Annotated in this window: 20 protein-coding genes; 5 read left to right on the top strand and 15 right to left on the bottom strand. The window is 73.1% G+C overall.

Features of this window, described 5'->3' with window-relative positions; all coding sequences use genetic code 11:
• Positions 1-302: 302 nt before the first annotated feature.
• The gene (locus tag VF746_21695; protein ID HEX8695040.1) at positions 303-719 is read right to left on the bottom strand and encodes a hypothetical protein; all 417 of its coding nucleotides are present in this window, start codon (positions 717-719) and stop codon (positions 303-305) included.
• A gap of 21 nt (positions 720-740) precedes the next feature.
• Positions 741-2,306, bottom strand: a complete 1,566-nt coding sequence (gene rny, locus VF746_21700; GenBank protein HEX8695041.1) for a ribonuclease Y — start codon at positions 2,304-2,306, stop codon at positions 741-743.
• Positions 2,307-2,967: 661 nt separating this feature from the next.
• On the opposite strand from rny, the gene VF746_21705 reads away from it, so the two are divergent.
• Positions 2,968-3,501, top strand: a complete 534-nt coding sequence (locus VF746_21705; GenBank protein ID HEX8695042.1) for a hypothetical protein — start codon at positions 2,968-2,970, stop codon at positions 3,499-3,501.
• Between the two features lie 149 nt (positions 3,502-3,650).
• Here VF746_21705 and VF746_21710 read toward each other — a convergent pair whose 3' ends face one another.
• The 13 genes from VF746_21710 to VF746_21770 form a co-directional block, all read right to left on the bottom strand.
• The gene (locus VF746_21710; GenBank protein HEX8695043.1) at positions 3,651-4,085 is read right to left on the bottom strand and encodes a cell division protein ZapA; all 435 of its coding nucleotides are present in this window, start codon (positions 4,083-4,085) and stop codon (positions 3,651-3,653) included.
• Entirely contained in the window at positions 4,082-4,399 is a 318-nt protein-coding gene (locus VF746_21715; protein ID HEX8695044.1) for a hypothetical protein, read from the bottom strand. Before VF746_21715 ends, VF746_21710 begins: the two co-directional genes overlap by 4 nt.
• Positions 4,383-6,743 (bottom strand): phenylalanine--tRNA ligase subunit beta, encoded by a 2,361-nt coding sequence (gene pheT / locus VF746_21720; protein ID HEX8695045.1) that lies wholly within the window; start codon positions 6,741-6,743, stop codon positions 4,383-4,385. The genes VF746_21715 and pheT overlap by 17 nt, the downstream gene beginning before the upstream one ends.
• A 182-nt stretch (positions 6,744-6,925) precedes the next feature.
• Positions 6,926-7,972: a phenylalanine--tRNA ligase subunit alpha gene (pheS, locus tag VF746_21725; GenBank protein ID HEX8695046.1), complete on the bottom strand. Its 1,047-nt coding sequence runs from the start codon at positions 7,970-7,972 to the stop codon at positions 6,926-6,928.
• A gap of 311 nt (positions 7,973-8,283) precedes the next feature.
• Positions 8,284-8,772, bottom strand: coding sequence for a hypothetical protein (locus VF746_21730; protein ID HEX8695047.1), 489 nt, complete (start codon positions 8,770-8,772; stop codon positions 8,284-8,286).
• A gap of 214 nt (positions 8,773-8,986) precedes the next feature.
• A complete protein-coding gene (rplT, locus tag VF746_21735) occupies positions 8,987-9,343 on the bottom strand; it encodes a 50S ribosomal protein L20 (GenBank protein HEX8695048.1) in 357 nt (118 codons plus the stop codon).
• Positions 9,344-9,384: 41 nt separating this feature from the next.
• Positions 9,385-9,579: a 50S ribosomal protein L35 gene (gene rpmI, locus VF746_21740; protein HEX8695049.1), complete on the bottom strand. Its 195-nt coding sequence runs from the start codon at positions 9,577-9,579 to the stop codon at positions 9,385-9,387.
• A 28-nt stretch (positions 9,580-9,607) separates the two neighbouring features.
• A complete protein-coding gene (infC, locus tag VF746_21745; GenBank protein HEX8695050.1) occupies positions 9,608-10,126 on the bottom strand; it encodes a translation initiation factor IF-3 in 519 nt (172 codons plus the stop codon).
• Positions 10,127-10,617: 491 nt separating this feature from the next.
• Complete coding sequence (gene thrS / locus VF746_21750) at positions 10,618-12,597, bottom strand: threonine--tRNA ligase (protein ID HEX8695051.1); 1,980 nt, start codon at positions 12,595-12,597, stop codon at positions 10,618-10,620.
• 412 nt (positions 12,598-13,009) lie between these two features.
• Positions 13,010-13,132 (bottom strand): hypothetical protein, encoded by a 123-nt coding sequence (locus tag VF746_21755; GenBank protein ID HEX8695052.1) that lies wholly within the window; start codon positions 13,130-13,132, stop codon positions 13,010-13,012.
• A gap of 630 nt (positions 13,133-13,762) precedes the next feature.
• Positions 13,763-13,933, bottom strand: coding sequence for a hypothetical protein (locus VF746_21760; protein HEX8695053.1), 171 nt, complete (start codon positions 13,931-13,933; stop codon positions 13,763-13,765).
• Positions 13,934-14,187: 254 nt separating this feature from the next.
• Positions 14,188-15,807 carry a hypothetical protein gene (locus VF746_21765; GenBank protein ID HEX8695054.1) on the bottom strand — a complete coding sequence of 540 codons (1,620 nt, stop codon included), beginning with the start codon at positions 15,805-15,807 and terminating at the stop codon, positions 14,188-14,190.
• 645 nt (positions 15,808-16,452) lie between these two features.
• Positions 16,453-17,070: a polysaccharide biosynthesis/export family protein gene (locus VF746_21770; protein ID HEX8695055.1), complete on the bottom strand. Its 618-nt coding sequence runs from the start codon at positions 17,068-17,070 to the stop codon at positions 16,453-16,455.
• Between the two features lie 236 nt (positions 17,071-17,306).
• Between VF746_21770 and VF746_21775 the strand changes: the two genes are divergently transcribed.
• The 4 genes from VF746_21775 to VF746_21790 all read left to right on the top strand — a co-directional run bounded on the left by VF746_21775 (position 17,307) and on the right by VF746_21790 (position 21,403).
• Positions 17,307-18,527, top strand: a complete 1,221-nt coding sequence (locus tag VF746_21775) for a hypothetical protein (GenBank protein HEX8695056.1) — start codon at positions 17,307-17,309, stop codon at positions 18,525-18,527.
• Between the two features lie 48 nt (positions 18,528-18,575).
• Positions 18,576-19,166, top strand: a complete 591-nt coding sequence (locus tag VF746_21780) for a hypothetical protein (protein ID HEX8695057.1) — start codon at positions 18,576-18,578, stop codon at positions 19,164-19,166.
• Between the two features lie 13 nt (positions 19,167-19,179).
• On the top strand, positions 19,180-19,461 hold the full coding sequence (locus VF746_21785; protein HEX8695058.1) for a PqqD family protein: 282 nt from the start codon (positions 19,180-19,182) through the stop codon (positions 19,459-19,461).
• 88 nt (positions 19,462-19,549) lie between these two features.
• The gene (locus tag VF746_21790; protein HEX8695059.1) at positions 19,550-21,403 is read left to right on the top strand and encodes an asparagine synthase-related protein; all 1,854 of its coding nucleotides are present in this window, start codon (positions 19,550-19,552) and stop codon (positions 21,401-21,403) included.
• Positions 21,404-21,417: the final 14 nt, after the last annotated feature.

Below are 21,417 nucleotides of genomic sequence, written 5' to 3' on the forward strand. Positions count from 1 at the left end.
GTGATACCACGTTTCCGAGCATTGTTCTGGTTCGCGAGAAACAGATTGGCATCACACAGAGGACACGGAGGACACGGAGAGAACTTCAATCTCTCCGCTGTTCCTCTGTGTTCTCTGTGCCCTCCGTGTGAGACCTTTTCAGGGCTGATACCCGAACGATTCCCTGCGAAATGGTATGACGGACGAAAGTCACCCGCGCGCCGGCCCCAAAGCAGTTGAAGCCTCGCGGGGTTTGCGAGGCTTCCTGCGGTTGTTGCCGCGGCTTCAGCCGCCCGGACGGAGCCTGCCGGGGAACCGGGGAGCTACCGCCCCGTCACCACGATGACGCCGTACTGCCCGTCGGTGCCGTAGCGCCCCATGGCGCGCGAGGGCGAGAAGTACTCCATCGAGAGCACGTGCTCGGCGCGCACGCCGCGCAGGGTGGCCGGCTCGCCGAGGCGCTGCTGGTTGTAGATCACCAGCGGGTACACCGGGTCGCCCGTGCGGTCGTCGCGGCGGGCGCGGATCCAGAGCGGGCGGGCGCGCTGCAGGAGCGTCAGCGCGTCGGTGGCCCCCGCGGCGCGCATGGCCTGGATCTCGTCCTCCGTCAGCCGGTCGGAGTTGCGGTTGGCCCGCTGCGCGCCCTGCGGCTGGTCGCCGCCGCCCGTCTGCCCGGCCGTGGCGCACCCCGCCGCACCCAGCAGGGCCAGCGCCAGCGCGATTGTCAGGTGCCGCTTCATCGGTCCTTCGAAAGCTCGGGGTCAGCGCGCGAAGTCCACCGCGCGCGTCTCGCGGATCACCACCACCTTGATCTGCCCCGGGTACTGCAGCTCCGACTCGATGCGGCGCGCCGTCTCCTCGGACAGCCGCGTCATCTCCTCGTCGGAGATCTGCTCGGGGATCACCATCATGCGCAGCTCGCGCCCCGCCTGCACCGCGAAGCAGCGCTCCACGCCGGGGAAGCTGGTGGCGATCTCCTCCAGCTTCTCCAGGCGCTTCACGTAGGTCTCGAACATCTCGCGCCGGGCGCCCGGGCGCGAGCCCGAGATGGCGTCGGCCGCGGTCACCAGGAAGCTCTCGGGGAACAGGTGCGGCTCCTCGTCGTGGTGCGCCTTGATGGCGTTCAGCACCTGGGGCGGCTCGCCGAACTTCTTGCACAGGTTCCACCCCAGCTCCACGTGGGTGCCCTCGTGCTCGTGGGTGAGGCCCTTGCCCACGTCGTGGAGGAGCCCCATGCGCTTGGCCATCTGCGCGTCGAAGCCCATCTCCGCCGCCATGTTCCCCGCCAGGATCGCCACCTCCTTGGAGTGCATCAGCTGGTTCTGCCCGTAGCTGGTGCGGAACTTGAGCCGCCCCAGCACCTTCACGATCTCGGGGTGCATCCCGTGCAGCCCCAGCTCGTACAGCACCTGCTCGGCCGCCTCGCGCATGGAGTTCTCCACCTCCTTGCGGGATTTGGCCACCACGTCCTCGATGCGCCCCGGGTGGATGCGCCCGTCGGCCACCAGCTTCTCCAGCGCCAGGCGGGCCGTCTCGCGGCGGATCGGGTCGAAGCCCGAGAGCACCACCGCCTCGGGGGTGTCGTCGATGATGACGTCGATGCCGGTGGCCTGCTCGAAGGCGCGGATGTTCCGCCCCTCGCGCCCGATGATGCGCCCCTTCATCTCGTCCGACGGGAGGGCGACGACGGAGACGGTGGTCTCGGCGGTGTGGTCGGCGGCGATGCGCTGGATGGCGAGCGAGATGATCTTCTTGGCCTCGCGCTCGGCGTCGCGGCGGGCCTCCTCCTTGATCTCGCGGATCCGCTGCGCGGCGTCGGCGCGGGCGGCCTCCTCCATGTCGTGCATCAGCTGGCGCCGGGCCTCGTCGGCGGAGAGGCCGGCGAGCGACTCCAGCCGGTGCTGCACCTCGCCGATGCGGGCGGCGAGCTCCTGGTGGCGCTGCTCCACCTCCTTCTCGCGGCGCCCGAGGGCGGCGGCGCGCTGCTCGTGCGCCTGCGTCTTCTCGTCGAGCAGGTTGGAGCGGCGGTCGAGCGACTCCTCGCGCTCCTGCAGGCGCCGCTCGAAGCGCTCGATGTCGTCGCGGCGGCGGCTCTCCTCGCGCTCCCACTCCTCGCGGGCGCGGATCGCCTCCTCGCGCCCCTTGAGGATCTCGGCCTTCTTGAGCCGCTCGGCCTCTTCGGTGGCGGCGCCCTTGATGCGGGCGGCCTCGTCCTCGGCGGTGGCGCGCGCCTGCTTGAGCCGCGCCTGCACCGCCGACGACCCCGCCCAGAAGCCGATGCCCGCGGCCACCAGGGCCGCGACCACGGCGATCAGGATCGTGTTCATCAGATGTTTATCACGGCGCGGGGCATGGTGAGGCCCCGCGGCGGGTACAAAAAGAAACGGCGGCAGACCGAGCCTCCCTGCCACCGCACCGGGTGCGCATCCGCGCGCGGCAGCTTACGGCCGCTAGCGGCGGAAGATACTTCCGAACGCGCGTTCGACGCAAGATAGTGTACAAGTGCGTGAGTGCGTTAGTGCGTGAGTGCGTGAGTGCGAAGTATGGTCGCTCCCACGCGGAGTTGAGCGCACTCACGCACTTCCGCACCAACGCACTGCGGTTTTCGGGCGTGTCCCTCCGCTGCGCTCCGGGCCGGGCTGCGCGCGCGGTAGGGCACGATACGACTGTGCCCAACCGCGCCGGGCCACGGTCGCGCCCAACCCCACGGCGCGCCCGCGTCCCGGCCCTCCGGGCGCGCATCCCTCACGCGGGGTCTGGTCGCGCGAAGCGCCTCGCGGTCGTAGGGGCGAGCATGCGAGTCCGAGCACAGGCGGCATCGGCGCAGGAGGCCGCCTACCACGCATGTACTGGCATCCGCCGGTCGAGGCATGCCTCGCCCCTACGAGGATCCCGCTCCTCGCGCCCGGCGCCGCCAACGTCTCCCGGACAGCGGATGTAGTCCCCCGATCGGCAACGTTCCACCGATCCCCTCCACCCGGAAATCCCATGAGGGCACGCCGGCTTCTCCCCATCACGATCGCGCTCTTCTCCCTCGCCGCCGCGTGCACCGGGAGCCGCGCGCTCGCCGGGCAGGACGAGCGGGCCGTCCGCCGCGAGATCGAGGCGGAGATCGCGAACACCCTCGACATCGCGAAGCGGAGGGACTACCAGGCGTTCGCCGCGCGCATGCCGGCGGACTTCACCGTGCACATGCTGAACGGCACGGTCGTCGGGCGCGACTCGGTGCTCTCCCGGGCGCGCCTGCGCTGGGAGCGCGGCATCGACACCGGCGGGCTGGAGATCGCGCTCGACAGCCTGCGCGTGGACGGCGCCCGCGCCACCGTCTACACCACGCAGCGCTTCACCCGCCTGGCGCCCGGCACCGACGGCGTCCAGCGCCGCGTGACCACCGGCGTCGTCCACCGCGAGACCTGGGAGCGGCGCGGCGGGCGGTGGATCGCGGTCCGCCAGGAAGAGCTCGCCCAGGCGCCCACGCTGGTCGACGGCCAGCCCTACCGCCCGGATTCAAGCCCGCGCTGAAGACGGGAAAGTCCGGCGGAACCGGAAGATCCGCGGCTCGAACCGCATCCCGCGCTCGCTACGAGCGCAGCGAGGAAGTCCCTCCCCCACGCCGTTCGTGGGGGAGGGACAGGCGCTTCAGGCGCCAGGGAGAGGGCCCCGGCGGACGCCTACGATTCGGAGCCGAGCTCTCCCTGGACGGACTCCTCCGTCGCGGCGGGAACGGGAGCGGGAGGCGGCGGGGCGGCGGGCTGGGCCGCCGAGCCCGGCCGGCGCACGGGGCGGCGCTCGGCGGAGGCGGCTTCGGCGGCCTCGAGGACGTCGGCCAGGGCCTCGGCGCGGTCGGAGGCCTCCTCGCGCAGGCGCTTGATCTCCTCGCGGGCGCGGAACAGCTCGTCGGTGATGGAGAGCGCGGCGAGGGTGGCCGCGCGGAACGGCTCCAGCGTCTGGAAGCCGGGGAGCGCGCGGATGGTGGCGTCCACGTGGGCCGCCACGGCGCGCGTGTACTCGGGCGGCACGTCGGAGCGCAGCACGTGCTTCTCGCCCGCGATCTCCACCGCCACGGTGTGGCGCGGCGGCGGCGGGCGGCGCGGGGGGCGGCTCACCGGCGCGCCTCCAGCACCGCCAGGCGCGCCAGCAGGCCCGCCACCCGCTTGCGCGCCTCCGCCGTGCGCGACACCAGCACCGCGTTCTCGGCCCGCAGCCGGCGCAGCTCGTCGCCCGCCTCGGCGCTGGGGAGCGGGCCCAGCGTGGTCAGCGCCTCCAGCTCGCGCCGGAGGCTCGCCACCTCGGCCTCGGCCTCGCGGGCGCGCCGCCGCCACTCCTCCAGCGCGGCGGCCGCCGAGCGCGCCGCGCGCTCCAGGCGCTCCCAGCCGGGGGCCGGGTCGGGGCCCAGGTCGTCGTCAGCGGCGTCGTACACCGTGGCGCTCCTCCAGCGCCTGCAGCACCCGGTCCACCGCGGCGTCCACCTCCCTGTCCGTCAGCGTGCGCTCCGGCGCCCGGAAGCGCAGCCGCCAGGCCAGGCTCCGCACCCCCTCCTCCAGCCCCTTCCCCTCGTACAGGTCGAAGGGGAGCACCCCCTCCAGCAGCGGGCCCGCCGCCTCGCGGATGGTGGCCTCCAGCTCCGCGGCGGAGACCGAGTAGGGGACCAGCAGCGCCAGGTCGCGCTCGCTCCCCGGGTGCACCGGGAGCGGCTGGTAGCGGATGCCGCGCCTGCCGACCGCCGCGGCGGGGAGCAGCGCCTCCAGCAGCAGCACCGGCGCGGCCCAGGCGGGCGCGTCCACCTCGCCCTCGGCCGCCTGCCAGCCGCGCCCCGCCAGCTTCCCGTCCGCCAGCAGCGCGAAGCCGCCCTCGGCCGCCTCCACGCGGCCGCCGGGGTAGTGCTCCGCCACCTCCTCCAGCAGCCCCTTCAGGTCGTAGAGGTCGTACGCCCCCGCCGCGCCGCTCCAGTGCAGCGGCGCGCGCGCCCCGCTGAGCGCCGCCGCCACCCGCCGCTCCTCGTGCGGCCGCCGGCCCTCGCCCGTGGCGCGGAAGACGGGGCCGAACTCGAAGAGCCGCACGTCGCGCACGCCGCGCGCGAAGTTGTGCTCCACCCGCCGCAGCAGCGACCACGCCAGCGAGGTGCGTAAGTAAGCGTCCTCCTGCGAGAGCGGGTTGAGCACCCGCGCCGCGCCCTCGCTCCCGGGCGCGAAGGGGAGCGTGCGCGCCTCGCGGCACCCCCAGCCGGTGAATACGGCGCGCAGCCCCCGCTCCACCTCCACCTGCGGGTCCTCGGGGACGCTGGTGGGGCGGAAGGGGAGCAGCTCCTCGGGGAACGAGTCGTAGCCGCGCAGCCGGGCGATCTCCTCGATCAGGTCGATCTCCGTCCGCACGTCGGAGCGGTACCCCGGCACCGCCACGCGCACGGGCTGCGACCTGCGCTTGACGTCGAAGCCCAGCGGCCGCAGCAGCCGCGCGATCTCATCGGGGGTGAGCTCCAGCCCCAGCACCCGCTCCACCCGCTCGGGGCGCAGCGCGATCGCCGGCCGCTCCCAGGGGAGGGGGTCGATGTCCACCGCGGCGACCACCCGCCCGCCGGCCACGGCCAGGATCAGCTCCACCAGCCGCTGCATGGCCTCGGGCTGCCCCTCGGGGTCCACGCCGCGCTCGAAGCGGTACGAGGCGTCGGTGGAGAGCCCCAGCCGGCGCGCCGTCCGGCGCACCGTCTTCGGGTCGAAGAGCGCGCACTCCAGGAAGAGGTCCGTGGTCGCGTCGCCCACCTCGCTGTTCTCGCCGCCCATCACCCCGGCCAGCGCCACGGGGCCCTCGCCGTCGGCGATCACCAGGTCGGCCTCCACCAGCTCGCGGTCCACGCCGTCCAGCGTGCGCAGCGTCTCGCCCGCGCGGGCGCGGCGGATCACCACCTCGCCCCGCAGCTTCGCCAGGTCGAAGGCGTGCAGCGGCTGCCCCAGCTCCTGGAGGACGTAGTTGGTGGCGTCGACCACGTTGTTGATCGGGCGCTGCCCCACGGCGCGCAGCCGCCCGGCCAGCCACTCGGGGCTGGGCCCCACGCGCACGCCGCGGACAATGGCGCCCATGTAGCGCGGGCACCCCTCCTTGTCCTCGATCTCCACGTGCACCCCGCCGCAGTCGCGCTCGCGCCGCGCGGAGATGCAGGGGAGCGTGACCTTCGGCGCGCCGGGGAACTTCGGCAGGTCGATGCCGTCCACCCCGCCCGGCGCCAGCTCGCGCGCGATGCCCACGTGGGAGAGCAGCTCGCCGCGGTTGGGGGTGACGTCCACCACCAGCCGCCAGTCGTCGAGCCCCAGCGCCTCGCGGAAGCGCGTCCCCGGCTCCCAGCGGCCGTTGAGCGTCATGATCCCCGCGTGGTCGCGCCCCAGCCCCAGCTCGCGCGCCGAGCAGAGCATCCCCTCCGACGCCTCGCCGCGGATCTTCGCCTTCCTGATCTCCACCCCGCCGGGCAGCGTGGAGCCCACCGGCGCGAACGGGTAGAAGTGTCCCGGCTCCACGTTGGGCGCGCCGCAGACCACCTGCAGCGGCGCCCCGCCGTTGCCGGCCACCACGGTGCAGAGGCGCAGGCGGTCGGCGTTGGGGTGCTGCCGCACGTCCTCCACGTAGGCGATCACCACGTCGCCCAACTCGTGGCCCAGGTCGACGATCTCGTCGACGGGGGCGCCGAGCCGCGCGAGGCGGTCGGCCACCTCGCGCGGCGTCCCCTCGATCCCCGGGGCCAGGGACTTCAGCCAGCGATACGAAACGTCCATCGGACGGATAGTGCGTCAGTGCGTGAGTGCGGAAGTGCGTAACTGCGAAGTCCTTAGTCCTTAGTGCTTAGTCCTTGGTCGGTCCGGCGCAGGGGCCGCCTATCGCGCGGATGATCCACGTACCCGGTACTCCGTACTTCCGTACTAAAACACTAAGGACTAAGGACTAAATCACTTGCCGTTCAAAACTGCTCCAGGAACCGCATGTCGTCCTCGTACAGCAGCCGGATGTCGGTGATGCCGTAGCGCAGCATGGCGATGCGGCCCGGGCCCATGCCGAAGGCGTAGCCGGTGTAGCGCTCGGGGTCGTAGCCCACCGCCTCGAACACGCGCGGGTGCACCATCCCCGAGCCCATGATCTCCATCCACCCCGTCTGCTTGCAGGCGCTGCACCCGCCGCCGCCGCACACCTGGCACTGTACGTCCACCTCGGCCGAGGGCTCGGTGAACGGGAAAAACGAGGGGCGGAAGCGCACCGGCACCCTGGGCCCGAAGAAGCGGTGCACGAAGGCGCTGATGGTGGCCTTGAAGTCGGAGAAGGTGATCCCCTCGTCCACCGCCAGCCCCTCGATCTGCTCGAACGCCGGCGCGTGGCTGGCGTCGAACGGGTCGCGGCGGTACGACATCCCGGGCACCACCACGCGCACCGGCGGGCGGTGGCGCTCCATCACATGCGCCTGCGCCGGCGAGGTGTGCGTGCGCAGCACCACGCCCTCGGCCAGGTAGAAGGTGTCGTGCATGTCGGCCGCCGGGTGGTCGAGCGGCGTGTTCAGCTTGGTGAAGTTGTACTCCACCGTCTCGATCTCGGGCCCGCTCACCCAGCTGAACCCCAGGTCGCGGAAGATGTCGCAGATCTCGTCCACCACCTGGGTGATCGGGTGCAGCCCGCCCTTCCAGCGGCGCCGCCCGGGGAGCGTCAGGTCCACCCGCGGCCCCGTCTCCGCGGCCGCCGCGGCGAAGGCCGCCTCGCGCTCCTCCACCAGCGCGGCGAGCGCGTCGCGGATGCGGTTGGCCTCGGCGCCCACCACCGGGCGCTCCTCCGGGCCCAGCTCGCCCAGGCGCCGCAGCACCGAGGTGAGCCGCCCCTTGCGCCCCAGGTACTCCACCCGGAGCGCCTCCAGCGCGCCCGCGTCGACGGCGCCGCGGACGGCGGCCCCGCCCTCCTTCTCGATCTCCCTGAGCCGGGCGATCAGCTCCTCGACCATCGCGTTTCCCGTTGCTGGGCTCATCCGTGCCTCCTCCGGCCCAATTTGACCGCGCCCGCGCCGTTTGGCTACCCCTGGTCTCGGATTCCCACGTGGAGGGAGAGATGTCGTTCCGAGGGAGCGCCGCACGGGACCGCCCCGGCGCGGCAGGTGGGCGCGACCGAGGAATCTGCTTCGCCTGCGAGCGAGGTCTGTCCGCCGCGACCACCCTCGTGCCTCGCCGAGTAGGTTCCCTGGTGCACCGCCAGGCGGTCGTGGGCCTGGACGTTTGGCGCGACGGCTCTCGTCAGCAGAAACGTGGTTCTCTGCCGACTCGGCGTGAGCCGATGCTTCGTTCAGGAGTCGGGGAGGTACTGCGGGGGGATGGGATTGTCCGCGCGCTCGGAATCCCAGAAGACGTTCACCACCCACCAGCGCGCGCCGTCGTGGTACAGCTGGATGCTGTTGATGCCGCGCGAGAAAGGCTCCGGGTCGTCCGGCGCGTGGAGCGACTCGTACGTGCTCCACACGTGCGCGATGCACCCGAACCGCTCCACGCGCGCGGCGACCTGCCGTTCGTAGAAGCCCATGCGCTCCACGAACGGCGCGGAGGTGGAGATGAACGTCTCCACGTCCATCATCTCCGGCGGATGTCCGCCCTGGCCGCCGTGGATCGCGCGGTTGGTCGGGATCAACCGCGCGCCGGGAACGAGGAGCGCGCGAAGCCGCTCCCAGTCCCGCGGCTCCCCCGCCGGCCCGGAGATGGCCGCGTACAGCCGCGCGATGATCCCCTCCAGGGAATCGGTGTCCGCCCCGGGGGCGGCCGAAGTCGGTTCGCTCGACACGGTCGTGGATGAAGCAGTCTCGGGAGAAGACGATGGCCCTTCCGCAGCTCGCCCCAGCTCGGGACGAGAGGCCGTAATAGATGCGCGCCGCGTACCCCCGGCGCCAGCCCACCGCGCCTGGCGGCCGGTGCGGCGGGCGCGGAGCACGAAAAAGGAAGCGGCGCCGGAGGGGTGGCCCCGGCGCCGCTTCGTCAGGTCGTGCTGGAGTCTCGGCTCAGTCCAGGCTCGACTTGGCGGCGCTGGCGAGCTGCTCGAAGGCCTGGGGCTCGCGCACGGCGAGGTCCGCCAGCACCTTGCGGTCGATCTCGATCCCGGCCTTCTTCAGGCCGTTCATGAAGCGCGAGTACGACAGGTCGTGCTGGCGCGCGGCCGCGTTGATGCGCACGATCCACAGGCGGCGGAACTCGCGCTTGCGGTTCTTGCGGTCGCGGTAGGCGTAGCGGCGGGCGCGCTCGACCGCCTCCTTCGCCGTCTTGTACAGGTTCTTGCGCCGGCCGAAGAAGCCCTTGGCTTCGGCCAGGATCTGCCGCTTGCGGCGCAGCCGCGCCACGTTGGTCTTTACACGAGGCATCGTTCTATCCCCTCACTTCTGGGAGTCGGAAGGCGGACGGCTCAGCTCTCGAGCAGGCGCTTGACGCGCTTCTCGTCGGCCTTGGCCAGCATGGTGGTGCCGCGCAGGTTGCGCTTCCGCTTCTGCGACTTCTTGGTGAGGATGTGGCTGTGGAACGCGTGCCCGCGCTTCACCCGGCCGGTGGCCGTCTTCTTGAAGCGCTTGGCGGCGCCCTTGTGGGTCTTCATCTTCGGCATCGTACTTCCCTTTCCGTGAAGGCCGGCGTCACGCCTGGCCCTGCGTGCTGCTCTTGAGGGGCGCGAGCACCATGGTCATGCTCCTGCCCTCCATCTGGGGGTGCGCCTCCACCTTGCTGACGTCCTGCAGCCCGGTGGAGACCCGGTCCAGCACCTGCCGCCCGAACTCGGGATGCGCCATCTGGCGGCCGCGGAACATCATGGTGAGCTTGACCTTGTTCCCCTCTTCGAGGAAGCGGCGGGCGTGGCGCATCTTGAAGTCGAAGTCGTGCTCCTCGATCCCGGGGCGCATCTTGACTTCCTTGATCTGCACGTGGTGCTGCCGCTTGCGCGCCTCGCGCGCCTGCCGCTGCTCCTCGTACTTGAACTTGCCGTAGTCCATGATGCGGCAGACCGGGGGCCGGGCCAGCGGCGCGACCTCCACCAGGTCCAGCCCCTGCTCTTCCGCGATCTCCAGCGCCCGCTCGACCGGCAGGATGCCGACCTGCTCACCGTCCGGGGCGATGACCCGCACCGGGCTGATGCGGATCTGCCGGTTGACGCGCATCTTCTCGTTGATGGTGTCGTCTCCGAGATTCGGGGGAACGAAAAAACGGACCTGAGCTCGCTCAGATCCGTCAACGCGGATGACGCGCCCGCCCTTCTCCGGCCTGGAGAAGGCGAGGCGTCAGCGCATCGCGCGGACCCGGCAGCATGTCGCCCTCTGGGGGCGGAGCCGACAGGTGAGGGGCCCGCCGGCCCCTACTTGTCCCACAATGTCGCGGCAAATCTAAGCCGGACCGCCGCTCCCGTCAACCCGGCTGGACGGAGCGCACAGGTGGACGGAGGCGGACGAATCCGGCCTGCTTCGACCGGCCCCGGCGCGGCCCCCTCCCTGGCGCCTGGCGCGCCGGTCCCTCCCCGCTGCGCGGGAGAGGGAGCCACTTCGAGCGCATGAGCCAGCTTCTGCGCCGGAGTCAGGCAAAGTACCCTCTCCCGCAGTTTGGGAGAGGGTGGACGCCCTAAGGCGGCCGGGTGAGGGCCCCCACGCGGACTGCGTTACGCCTCCGCCCCGCCCCCGCCCGGCTCCGTCTCGAACCCCACCTGCAGCGTGCGGGTGCGCGCCTGCTCCAGGACGCGCGCGGCGAACTCGTCGCGGGCCAGCACCTCCTGCTTGCGCCCCGCGCCGCGCACGCGCACGGCCACGGTGCCCGCCTCGGCCTCGCGCGCGCCGACCACGGCCATGTACGGCACCTTCTGCAGCTCGGCCTCGCGGACGCGGTAGTTGAGCGTCTCGCTGCGGTCGTCCACCTCCACGCGGATGCCGCGCGCGCGCAGGGAGGCGGCGAAGTCGCGGGCGCTCCCGGCCTGCTCGTCGCTGATCGGGATCACCACCACCTGCACGGGGGCCAGCCACACCGGGAAGGCGCCCGCGAAGTGCTCGATCAGGTTCCCCGTGAAGCGCTCCAGCGTGCCGTAGATGGCGCGGTGGATCATCACCGGGCGGTGCGGCTTGTTGTCGGCGCCCGTGTACTCCAGCTCGAAGCGCTCGGGGAGGTTGAAGTCGAGCTGGATCGTCGGCCCCTGCCAGAGCCGGCCGATGGCGTCCCGGAACTTGATGTCGATCTTGGGCCCGTAGAACGCGCCGCCCCCCTCGTCGATGCGGAAGGGGATCCCCTTGCGCTCCAGCGCGCGCTGGAGCGTGGCCTCGGCGCGGTCCCACACCTCGTCGCTCCCCAGCCGCTCTTCGGGGCGGGTGGAGACCTCGAAGTCCAGCTCGAAGCCGAAGGTGCGCCGCACCAGCCGGTCCACCTGGTCCAGGCAGAGGAAGATCTCGTCCTCCACCTGCTCCAGGGTGCAGAAGATGTGGGCGTCGTCCATGCACAGGCCGCGCACCCGCAGCAGCCCGTGCAGCGTCCCCGAGCGCTCGTTGCGGTAGACGTTGGCCACCTCGGAGAAGCGGATCGGGAGGTCGCGGTAGCTGCGAGGCTCGTTCCGGTAGACGAGGCAGTGCATCGGGCAGTTCATCGGCTTCACCCGGTAGTGCACGTCCTCGCCCTCGCCCGCGGCGCCGGCCATGGGCGGGAACTGGTTCTCGGCGTACAGCGGCAGGTGCCCCGAGATGCGGAACAGCTCCTCGCGCGTGATGTTGGGCGTGTAGACCAGGTCGTAGCCGCTGGCCAGGTTGTCGTCCTCCACGGCGCGCGAGAGCAGCCACTTCACCATCGCCCCCTTCGGGTGCCAGAAGACGAGCCCGGGGCCCACCACCTCCTGGATGGAGAAGAGGCCGAGCTGCTTCCCCAGCACGCGGTGGTCGCGCTTGCGGGCCTCCTCCAGCCGGCGCAGGTGCTCCTCGAGATCTTCCTTCGAGAAGAAGGCCGTGCCGTAGATGCGCTGCAGCGTCTGCCGGCTCTCGTCGCCGCGCCAGTAGGCGGCGGCCGCGTGCAGCAGCTTGAAGTGCTTGAGCCGCCCCGTGGACGGCAGGTGCGGGCCGCGGCAGAGGTCCAGGAACGGCCCGTTGCGGTAGACGGTGATCGTCTCGTCTTCGCCCAGCTCCTCCAGGCGCTCCAGCTTGAGCGGGTCGTCGGCGAAGAGCCGGCGCGCCTCCTCGCGGTCCACCACGCGCCGCTCGAAGGGGTCGTCGGCCTTCACGACGCCCTCCATCTCCTTCTCGATCCGCTCCAGCTCTTCGGGGGTGAAGGGCTTGTCGACCTCGAAGTCGTAGTAGAAGCCGTCGGCGATGGCGGGGCCGAAGCCGATCTTCGCCTCGGGGCGCACCCTGCGCACCGCCGTGGCCAGCACGTGCGCGGCCGAGTGGCGCAGCACCTCCAGCGCCTCGGGACTCTTCTCGGTGAGGATCTCGACGCGCGCGTCCTCTTCCAGCGGGCGCGCCAGGTCCACGACCCGGCCGTCGACCCTGGCGGCGAGCGCGGCCTTCGCCAGGCGCGGCCCGATCGCCTCGGCCACGGCGAGCGCGGGGGCGCCGCGCGGGACCTCGCGCTCGGACCCGTCGGGGAGCGTGACCTTCACCCTGTCCATGGACTTCTCCGCGATGCTCATAGAACCAGCTCTGATCGAGGTGCGGCGCGGCGGATTCGACCGGGGCCGCCGCGCGGTTTGATCGCCGGACAAAAAGAAAGCCAGCCCCCCCGCGGAGGGGCCGGCCGAGAGCGACGTTTCAGAAGAACAGACGCACCCTAGCCGACGCCTCCCGGGAGGAGCCGCGTGGTAGTGGTGGTCGTGGTGGAGCCGAGCATCCGGAACATGGCGTTCTCTTCGCTTCCGAGAGCCTGAGCGAGCTTCGTTTGTAGAGTAGCAGCCGTATCTCGGGCTCGTCAAGTGCGCCCGATCCGGAGAGGCGGTTCCGCCGGCGCGCCCCGCTGCGCTCCTCGTGCGCTCGAAGGTCCGGGACGAGGGGGTGAGCGGGGGACATCGCTGGGCCGTGCGTCCGTCAGCGCGGCGTGTAGAGGAAGAAGGCGACGATTCCCGCCAGGAGCGCCAGGACGAACAGGACCCAGGGCCACAGGGCCCCGCCGCCCACGCCTTCGTCCTCTCCCCGCTCCTCCTCCACCATCGCCGCTGCAACCCCTCGCGTTCGTCTGCCCGGCCGCATCCAATGCGCCGGAGCGTTTGCGGAAACGCGGAATCTATGCCCGGGCGGCGGGAGGGGGCAACGGGCGAACGCGGGGTGGTGAATGCGGGTGAACCCGCGGGCTGGAACTACGGGAAGCCTCGCCGAGCTTTCCTCGTTAGACTGGATGTGGAGCAGCGAGGCTCAAACTACTCCTCGCGAAACGGAATCCGCTCACTCGAGGTGAAGGCGGTCGAGATGGAATCCTCAGACATCAAGGACGACTTGCTCGCGGTCGTGAGCCGTCTCCGCGACGAGGATCAGCGGCGGGTGCTGGATTTCGCGCGATCTCGCGGGGGAAGCTCCAAGAGGTAAGCCCGGCCGGGGACTGCTGCGCCACGCGGGCGCCCTCCCGCCGGAGGAGGTGGACCGGATGAGCGCGGCGATCGACGAAGGCTGCGAGCGGATCGCTTGGGACAGTTGGAAAGCCCCGGGACTGTGAGTAGCCGTAGGAAGTGAAACGGGGCGTGCGTTTCCGCACGCCCCGCTTCGGCGACGGCCGAGCCCCTCTCCGGCGGCCGGCGGACCATCCGCCTGCCGCGCAACCCGGACGCCGTTTATCGGTCAGCCCGTCTACCGCGCGCAGGTCTGCGACGGCACGGCGGCGGGCGCGCTGCCCAGGAGGCGGGCCACCGCGTCGGCCCGGCAGGCGAGGCGCTGCGCGGCGTCGGCCGTGGTCGAAGTCCCCGCCAGCGCCGCCAGCAGCAGCGTCGCCCCGACGATGAAGTAGCGCGAGTTCTTCATGGTCCGTCTCTCCTGGGTGGGTCGTGTGTCCGTCGGTCTCTCGCCGATCCGTAATGCGAGCGCCGCGCCACGCGGGCCGCATCCGCCAAGTCTCTGCCGATCAACCACTTACATCCCCCGACCGCCCACCCGCCGATCCGCCGGCTCCGGCTGCTTCCCCGACGCGTCCCGCCTGGCGCCCCTCGCCGACCCGCGTCCCCGCTTCGTTTTCGGCGCGGTGTCGAGAGACTGGACGGTGTCGGAACTCCGACGCCCTACCGGACGCGGGCGACCATCCAGCGCGTCTCGGCCACGCTGGCGCTTGCCGAGAAGGTGCCGCCGCGGCCGTCGTCCTTCAGCCGCACGAAGAAGCTGCTCCCCGGCGTGCGCCGCACCTCGTAGGCGAAGCTGCGCCCGGCCTGCAGCTCGTCGACGACGGGCTTCCAGGCGTAGTCGCCGTCGGGGTCGGCCGCGCGGGCGTAGACGGGGTTGTTGAGGTCGGGGGCCTGGGTCTGGTCGTCGGCGGCCTGGGTGAGCGTCCACAGCAGCACCGCCTGGGACGGGTCCCACCCGGAGCCCAGCACCGCGCGCACCCGCTCGGCGAGCCCCTGCCGCCGCACGCCCGCGCCGTCCACGCCGAACCACCCCTCCACCGCGCCGCGCGCCACCTGCGCCAGCGCGTCGTCGGGCGAGAGCCCCGCGCGGGAGAGCCGCACCTGCACGTCGCGCAGGAAGCTGGCGGCGTCGAAGTAGCCGCGCGCCAGCCGGCCGCGCGTGTCGAACGGCTCCAGCGCGTAGACGGCCTCGGCGCCGCCCGTGCGCAGCGAGGCCTGCCAGTCGTAGTTGGAGGTGAGGCCCACGCCCAGGAAGCGGCGCACCAGGTCCATCCCCACCAGGTCGGCGGTGCCTTCCATGGCCCACACGGGGCCGAACGAAACGGCGCGGGGGCCGGCGGGCTGCGCGTCGTAGGCGTAGCGCACCTGCCAGGCGTGCGTCAGCTCGTGCACCAGCAGCTTCAGCCGGTACGAGGCGTGGTCGAGCCGGTCGAAGCCCTCGCGCACGCCGGGGCGCACCTCCAGGTTGAGCCAGATGGCGCTCGCGACGCCGCTCCCGTCGGGCGCCGCCTGCGTCACGGCGTTGCCGGCGCCCAGGTCGGGATTCCAGGCGGCCAGCACCACCAGCAGCTGCCCCGAGCCGGCGCTGGTGACGGGCCGCGCGCCGCCGTACGCCCGCTCCAGCACGCCGGCGCCCTCGCGGACGAGGAAGTCGAGCGCGCGGCCGGCCTGGTCGACGAACTTCGGCGCGTGCGACGAGGCGTCCTCGTCCACCACCGCCAGCACGTAGTGACCGCCGTAGACGCGCACCACGCGCGCGGTGGCCGTGCCGCTGCCGTCCTTGCGGCGCACCGCGAAGCGCTCGCCCTCGCGCCACGGCGCGGCGCGGGCGAAGGGGTCGGCCTCGTCGCCGGCGGCGGCGCGGCGCACGGTGAAGTCCGCCTCGACCTGGCCGGCGGCGCGGCTGGCGGAGGGGACGGCGACGGCGGCCGTCGGGGTGCCGTCGCCCAGCAGGTAGGTGGGCTCACCGGCCGGCGCCGCCTCGGGCCCGATCCGCGCCGACTCCACCCCGCGGGCGTCGAAGCCGGCCAGCACGTAGCGGGCGGACGGGTGGGCGGCCAGGCGGAAGCAGGCGGCCTGGTCGGGAGTGAGCGAGAGGTGCTGCCCGGGCTGGAGGTCCACCGTGGTCCGCGCCTGGCACGAGGCGGCGGGAAGCTCGGGCTCGACGGGGCCGGCGGACGCGCCCCCGCCACCGCTGCACGCGGCGAGCGCCAGGGTACAGGCCGTCAAGGCGGCGCGAACGGAGGCGAGCTGGATCGCGGGGAGGGCGCGGTCGCACATGGGAGAGGCATCCGGCTGCGGTTGGACGTCGCCGCGGGAAGGGAGCGCGGCCAGCCGGTGCCCAGGCGTGTTCGATGCCAGACGGGGAGAATCTTCTATGTCATTTCACTACAATTACTTAGATGTGCCGCACAGTGCTTCCGAAGCGCGAAGGAGACGCCAAAAATCTGTACGACCAGGGAGAGATGCCACAGGAAAAATCCGAGAAATCCGGGGAAGGGTCGCGCAGCCCCGCACCATCCGTCGCGTTTTCGGACGCCAGACATCCTTTCGACACTCCGGAGCGTGGCAGGTGCTCGGGTCGGATGCGAAGATCGGACGGCGTGTCGATTTCCGGAGTTCCTCAACGGGCAGAGCGGGGCCGAGCAGGTGGGCCAGGGAAGTGACGCGGCGGGATCGAGATCCGTACCTGAATGCCTCACCCGGAGTCAACGGAGTCAGCGGAGAACTGCGGGGTTTCTCTGTTGACTCCGTCGACTCCGTGTGAGGCCCTTCCGCAGGAATTCTCGGGATGACTCTGCGAGAAAAGTCCTTCGTGGGCCTCCACCGCCAGGAGGTAGAACTTCGCCGCGCCGATCGAAAAACACCGCGGCGGGCGAGGCACCAGGCCCCGCCCGCCACGGCCGTCCGTCGCCCCACGCGGGGTCAGTTGTTGCCGAGGCTGACGACGATGGAGACCAGCGCGGCGGCGGCGCCGATGATGGCGGCGGCGGGGCCCAGGTTGTCGCGCAGCACGTTGGAGCGCCGGCCCACCCGGATCTGGTCGCCCGAGCGCAAGCGCGTGGCGGCCTGCCGGGGGTCGCGCAGGTCGAGCACCACCTCGCTCGCGCCGCGCAGCACGTACACCCGGTCCATCCGCCCCAGCTCGTTGGCGCCCCCCGCCGCGGCCACCGCCTGCGAAACCGTGTTCTCCGGCGTCAGGGTGTACAGGTTCGGCGCCCGCACCTCGCCGCCCACGGGGATGCGGTAGAGGAACTCGAACACGAAGTTCGGGTCGCGCTCGTAGCGCCCGAGCGCCCGGGCCAGCCGCTCGCGCACCACCGGCCGCGGCACGCCCGCCACCACCACGTCGGCCAGGAGCGGGTGCTGCACGGTGCCCTCGGGGCCCACCGCGAACTCGCCCGAGAAGTCGGGCTGACGCCACACCGCCAGCCGGATCAGGTCGCCCGGGCGCAGCGAGGCCGAAGCCGAGTCGGCCTGGGCGGGCGCGCGGGCGGGAAAGGCGGACGTCGCCAGCAGGGCGAGGAGGAAGAGTCGTCGCATGGAGGCCTAGGAGGTGGGAAGATGAACGGGCCGAAGCGCGGAGCCGGGCGGCAAAGGTACGGGGCGGCGGGCGGGCTGTCCAGCGAAAGATCCGAACCTTGTGCAAACGCGCACGAAGCCGCATATTCCGCGCAACCCGGCCCCCGCGCCGCAGCTCATTCGTCCCATCCGCCGGACTCCCGCTAGACTCTGCTCCACCCCCTCCAACACCGCGCCGAGCGCGCGGAGGCCCTGCCATGCACCCGCGATTCCGTACGCTGGTACCGCTGGCCGCGCTCGTCCTGCTCGTCCACGCCGCCGCCCACGCGCAGCAGGAGCCCCGGCGCAACAAGCGTGTGCGCGCCGTGGCCGAGGGGATGACGCCCGCCCAGGTGTTCGAGGTGCTCGGCCAGCCCAGCCGGGTGCGCCGCGAGGGAGACCTGGCCTACCTGTACTTCCCCCGGGCCTGCGCCGGGTGCGAGGACGACTACGTGGTGGTCCGCGACTGCCGCGTGGTGGACGCGCGGCTGGCGGGGAGCGGGCGCTACTACGTGCGGCGGCGCGGCGAGCCCGACGCGGGCGCCGTCCCCGGGCACGAGTGCGCGATCCCCGGCGAGCCGCCCGTGGCCCAGATGCAGCCGCCGCCCCCGCGCGACGCGGAGCCGCGCCAGATCGAGCAGCAGCCGGTGGCCCCGCCTCCGCCGCCGGAGCCGCCCCCGCCGCCGCCCGCCCCGCGGCTCTCGGCCCAAGAGTGGCGCGAGCGCCTCAGGCTCGACACGCCGGTCGAGCGCATCGTGGCGCTGCCGGCGGCCAGCATCAGCTCGCCCACGGCCTTCGGGGTGGACTTCGGGCAGGCGTACGTGTCGGTGGGGTACCAGGGGCGCACCCGCTTCACCGACCAGGACGACGCGGCGGTGACGGCGGGCCTGGGCCTGGGCGACCGCAACCGCTACGCGGGGCTGGAGCTCACGCTCAGCTCGTACTCCACCATCCGCGGCGGCGGGCCGTTCGAGACCGGCGGCGTGGGCCTCAAGCTGCACCGCGCGGTGGGCCCCTGGACCGGCGTGGCGGTGGGAGTCGAGAACCTGGCCTCGTGGGGCGGCAGCGACGCGGGGCGCAGCGCCTACGCGGTGGGCACGCACGTCTTCCGCCTGGCCGACCCCGGCGACCCCTTCAGCGCGCTGGCCGCCACGCTCGGCGTGGGCAACGGCCGCTTCCGCAGCGAGGACGACGTCTTCGCCGACGAGGAGACGGTGAACGTCTTCGGCGCGCTGGGGCTGCAGGTGCTGGAGCAGGTGTCGCTGGTGGGCGACTGGAACGGGCAGGACCTGTTCGCCGCCGTCTCCATTGCGCCGCTGCGCCACGTGCCGCTGGTGATCAACCTGGGCGCCGCCGACCTCACCGAGACCGCCGGCGACGGCCCGCGCTTCATCGCCTCGGTGGCGTACGGCCTGGCGGTCCCGCTCCCGTTCCGCTGACCCGCTGGTGACTTGATGACGACGAAGTCCCTTTCGCCGAAGAGACCGATGCGCCGACTCGCCCCGCTCGCCGCGCTGGCCGCGCTCCTGGCCGCCCTCCCCGCGGGGGCGCAGACCGGGAACCAGACCGACGTCCCCATCGCGCCCCCGCCAGGGGGCGTGGGGGGGAGCTTCCTGGGCCCCGGCGCCCGCTTCGAGAACGAGCTGCTGGCGCGCTCGGCCGACCGCTTCTCGTTCCGCAACGACCGGGCGGCGTGCGCGGTGCGCACCGCCGAGCGGGCGTGGGCCGACAGCGTGGCGGCGGCCGGCCCCCGCACCCCCGGCGCCGGGCGCGTGGACGCGCTCCTGCGCGGCCGCGGCGACGCGGGCGCGGTGGCGGGCGCCCTGGGCGGCGGCGACCATGCGCGCGACCTTGCCGGGGCGCTCGACGGGCTCCTGGACCACCCGGGCGGGTGCGAGGGCGGCCCCTACCCCGAGGGGCAGCAGTGGGGGCAGGCCGTCTCCGCCTACCGCGAGTACATGCGCAGCGTCCCCGACTCGGTGCTGGCGCCCACGCCGCCCGAGGAGCTGCTGGCGATCCACGACCTGCTGGAGTCGGTGGTGCGCCGCTCGCTCGCCGAGATCCACGCGGGCGGCTGACGCCGGGCGCGGGATGGAGCTCACCCCCGGGACGGTGGTGCGGGCCGCGGAGGGCCAGGTCTCGACCGAGGTGGAGGGCGAGGCCGTGATCCTGGGGCTTGCCGACGAGGTCTACTACGGGCTCGACGGCGCCGGCGCCCTGGTGTGGTCGCTCCTGGCCGAGCCGCGCACGGTGGCCGAGCTGCGCGACGCGGTGGTCGCCGAGTACGAGGTGGACGCCGAGACGGCCGGGCGGGACCTGGTGCGGCTCCTGGACGAGCTGCGCGAGCGGCGGCTGGTGGAGGTCGTCTCCTGAAGCCCCGGCCGGACCGCGCGGCCGCCGGTGGAGCCGGACGGAGGCCGCCGTCTCTCCCGCCCGCCCCCCGCCGCCTCCCCGCCCCGCCGTGAGCGGCTTCGTCGCGATCGTGCACCGCGACGGCGCGCCGGTGGACCCCGGGGTGCTGGCGCGGCTCACGGAGGCGATGGCCTTCCGCGGGCCCGACGCGCGGGAGACGGCACTGGTCGGCCGCGTGGGGCTGGGGCACGCGCTGCTGCGGGTGGAGCGGGAGTCGCAAGCGGAGCGGCAGCCGCTGGAGCTGGGCGGGCGCTGGCTGGTGGGCGACGTGCGGCTGGACGCGCGCGGCGAGCTCGTGGACGCGCTCCGCGCCGCCGGGCTCCCCGCGCGGGAGGAGGCCCCCGACGCCGAGCTGGCGCTCCTGGCGTACGCCGCGTGGGGGGAGCGCGCCCCGGAGCGCCTGCTGGGCGACTACTCGTTCGCGGTGTGGGACGCGCCCCGCCGCCGCCTCTTCGCGGCCCGCGACGCGCTGGGGGTGCGGCCCCTGTTCTACGCCGAGGCGGGCCCCGCGCTGGTGGTGTCGAACACGCTCGACGCCGTGCGCGCTCACCCCGCGGTGCCGGCCGAGCTGAACGAGCAGGCGGTGGGCGACTTCCTCCTGCTGGGGATGAACCACGAGGTCGACACCACCTTCTTCGCGGCCGTGCGGCGCCTCCCGGGCGGGCACGCGCTGACCTGGGAGGAGGGCGGCGCTCCGGTGGTCCGCCGCTGGTGGAGCCTCCCGCTGGACGGCCGGGTGCGCTACCGCCGCGCGGAAGAGTACGCGGAGCACTACCGGGCGCTCCTGGACCGGGCCGTGGCCGACCGGCTGCGCACCGACCGGGCGGGGATCTTCCTGAGCGGCGGGCTGGACTCGACCTCGGTGGCGGCGTCGGCGCACGCGGCGCTCTCGGCCCGCGGCGCCCCGTTCGACCTGCGGGCGCACACGTCGGTGTCGGAGGCGCTGATCCCCGGCGACCGGGAGGGGGAGCTCGCGGGGATGGTGGCCGGGCGGCTCGGCATCCCCCACCGCCCGCACGTGGTGGACGGCTACCGGCCGTACGACGGGTGGGACCTCCCCCGCATGCACGCGCCGGAGCCGTACGACAACCCGCTGGGGATCGTCTTCAGCAGCCAGGTGGCGGAGGTCGCCGGGTACGCGCGGCTGGTGCTGGGCGGCGAGGGGGGCGACCTGCTCTTCTACCCCTCGCACGGCCACTTCCGCAGGGTGCTGGCGCGGGGGCGGGCGCTCCGCTTCGCGCGCGACGCCTGGGCGTACCTGCGCCGGGTGCACGCGCCGCCGCCGGTGGGGGCGCGCACCGCCTGGAGGCGGCTGCGCGGGCGGGGCGAGTGGGCGCCCGCGGTGCCGGAGTGGGTCCGCCCCGACTTCGCGCGGCGCGTGGGGCTCCACGAGCGGTGGGCGCGCTTCCGGGCGGCCGAGACGGCGCGGGCGCTGCACCCGGAGCGCCCCGAGGGCCACGAGCGGCTCCTGTCGCCGTACTGGCCGTACGTCTTCTCGGTGTACGACCCCGGGACCACGCGGCTGCCGGTGCGCGCGGCACTTCCACTGTTCGACCTGCGTCTGGTAGATTTCGTGTTCGCCGTTCCGCCGGTTCCCTGGCTGCCGGACAAGACGCTGGCGCGCGAGGCGATGCGCGGCCGCCTCCCCGAGGCGGTGCGGAGGCGGCCCAAGAGCCCGGTGTCCGTCTGGCCGCTGCTGGCCCACCTGCAGCGCTACGGGGCCGACTGGAGCGGCGTGCTGGAGGCGGCGCCCGAGGTGGAGCGCTTCGTGGACCCCGCGCGGGTCCCCGTCCGGGCCGAGCCCGGGCGGCCGCTGGAAGACTACGCGTTCGTCGCCAACACGCGGGCCGTGAGCCTGGCGCGCTGGCTGCGGCAGATCCACACCCCCACGAGGGAAGCATGACCGAGCCCCGAGCC

It is taken from the genome of Longimicrobium sp., from assembly GCA_036389795.1.
In the GTDB taxonomy this organism is placed as follows: Bacteria; Gemmatimonadota; Gemmatimonadetes; order Longimicrobiales; family Longimicrobiaceae; genus Longimicrobium.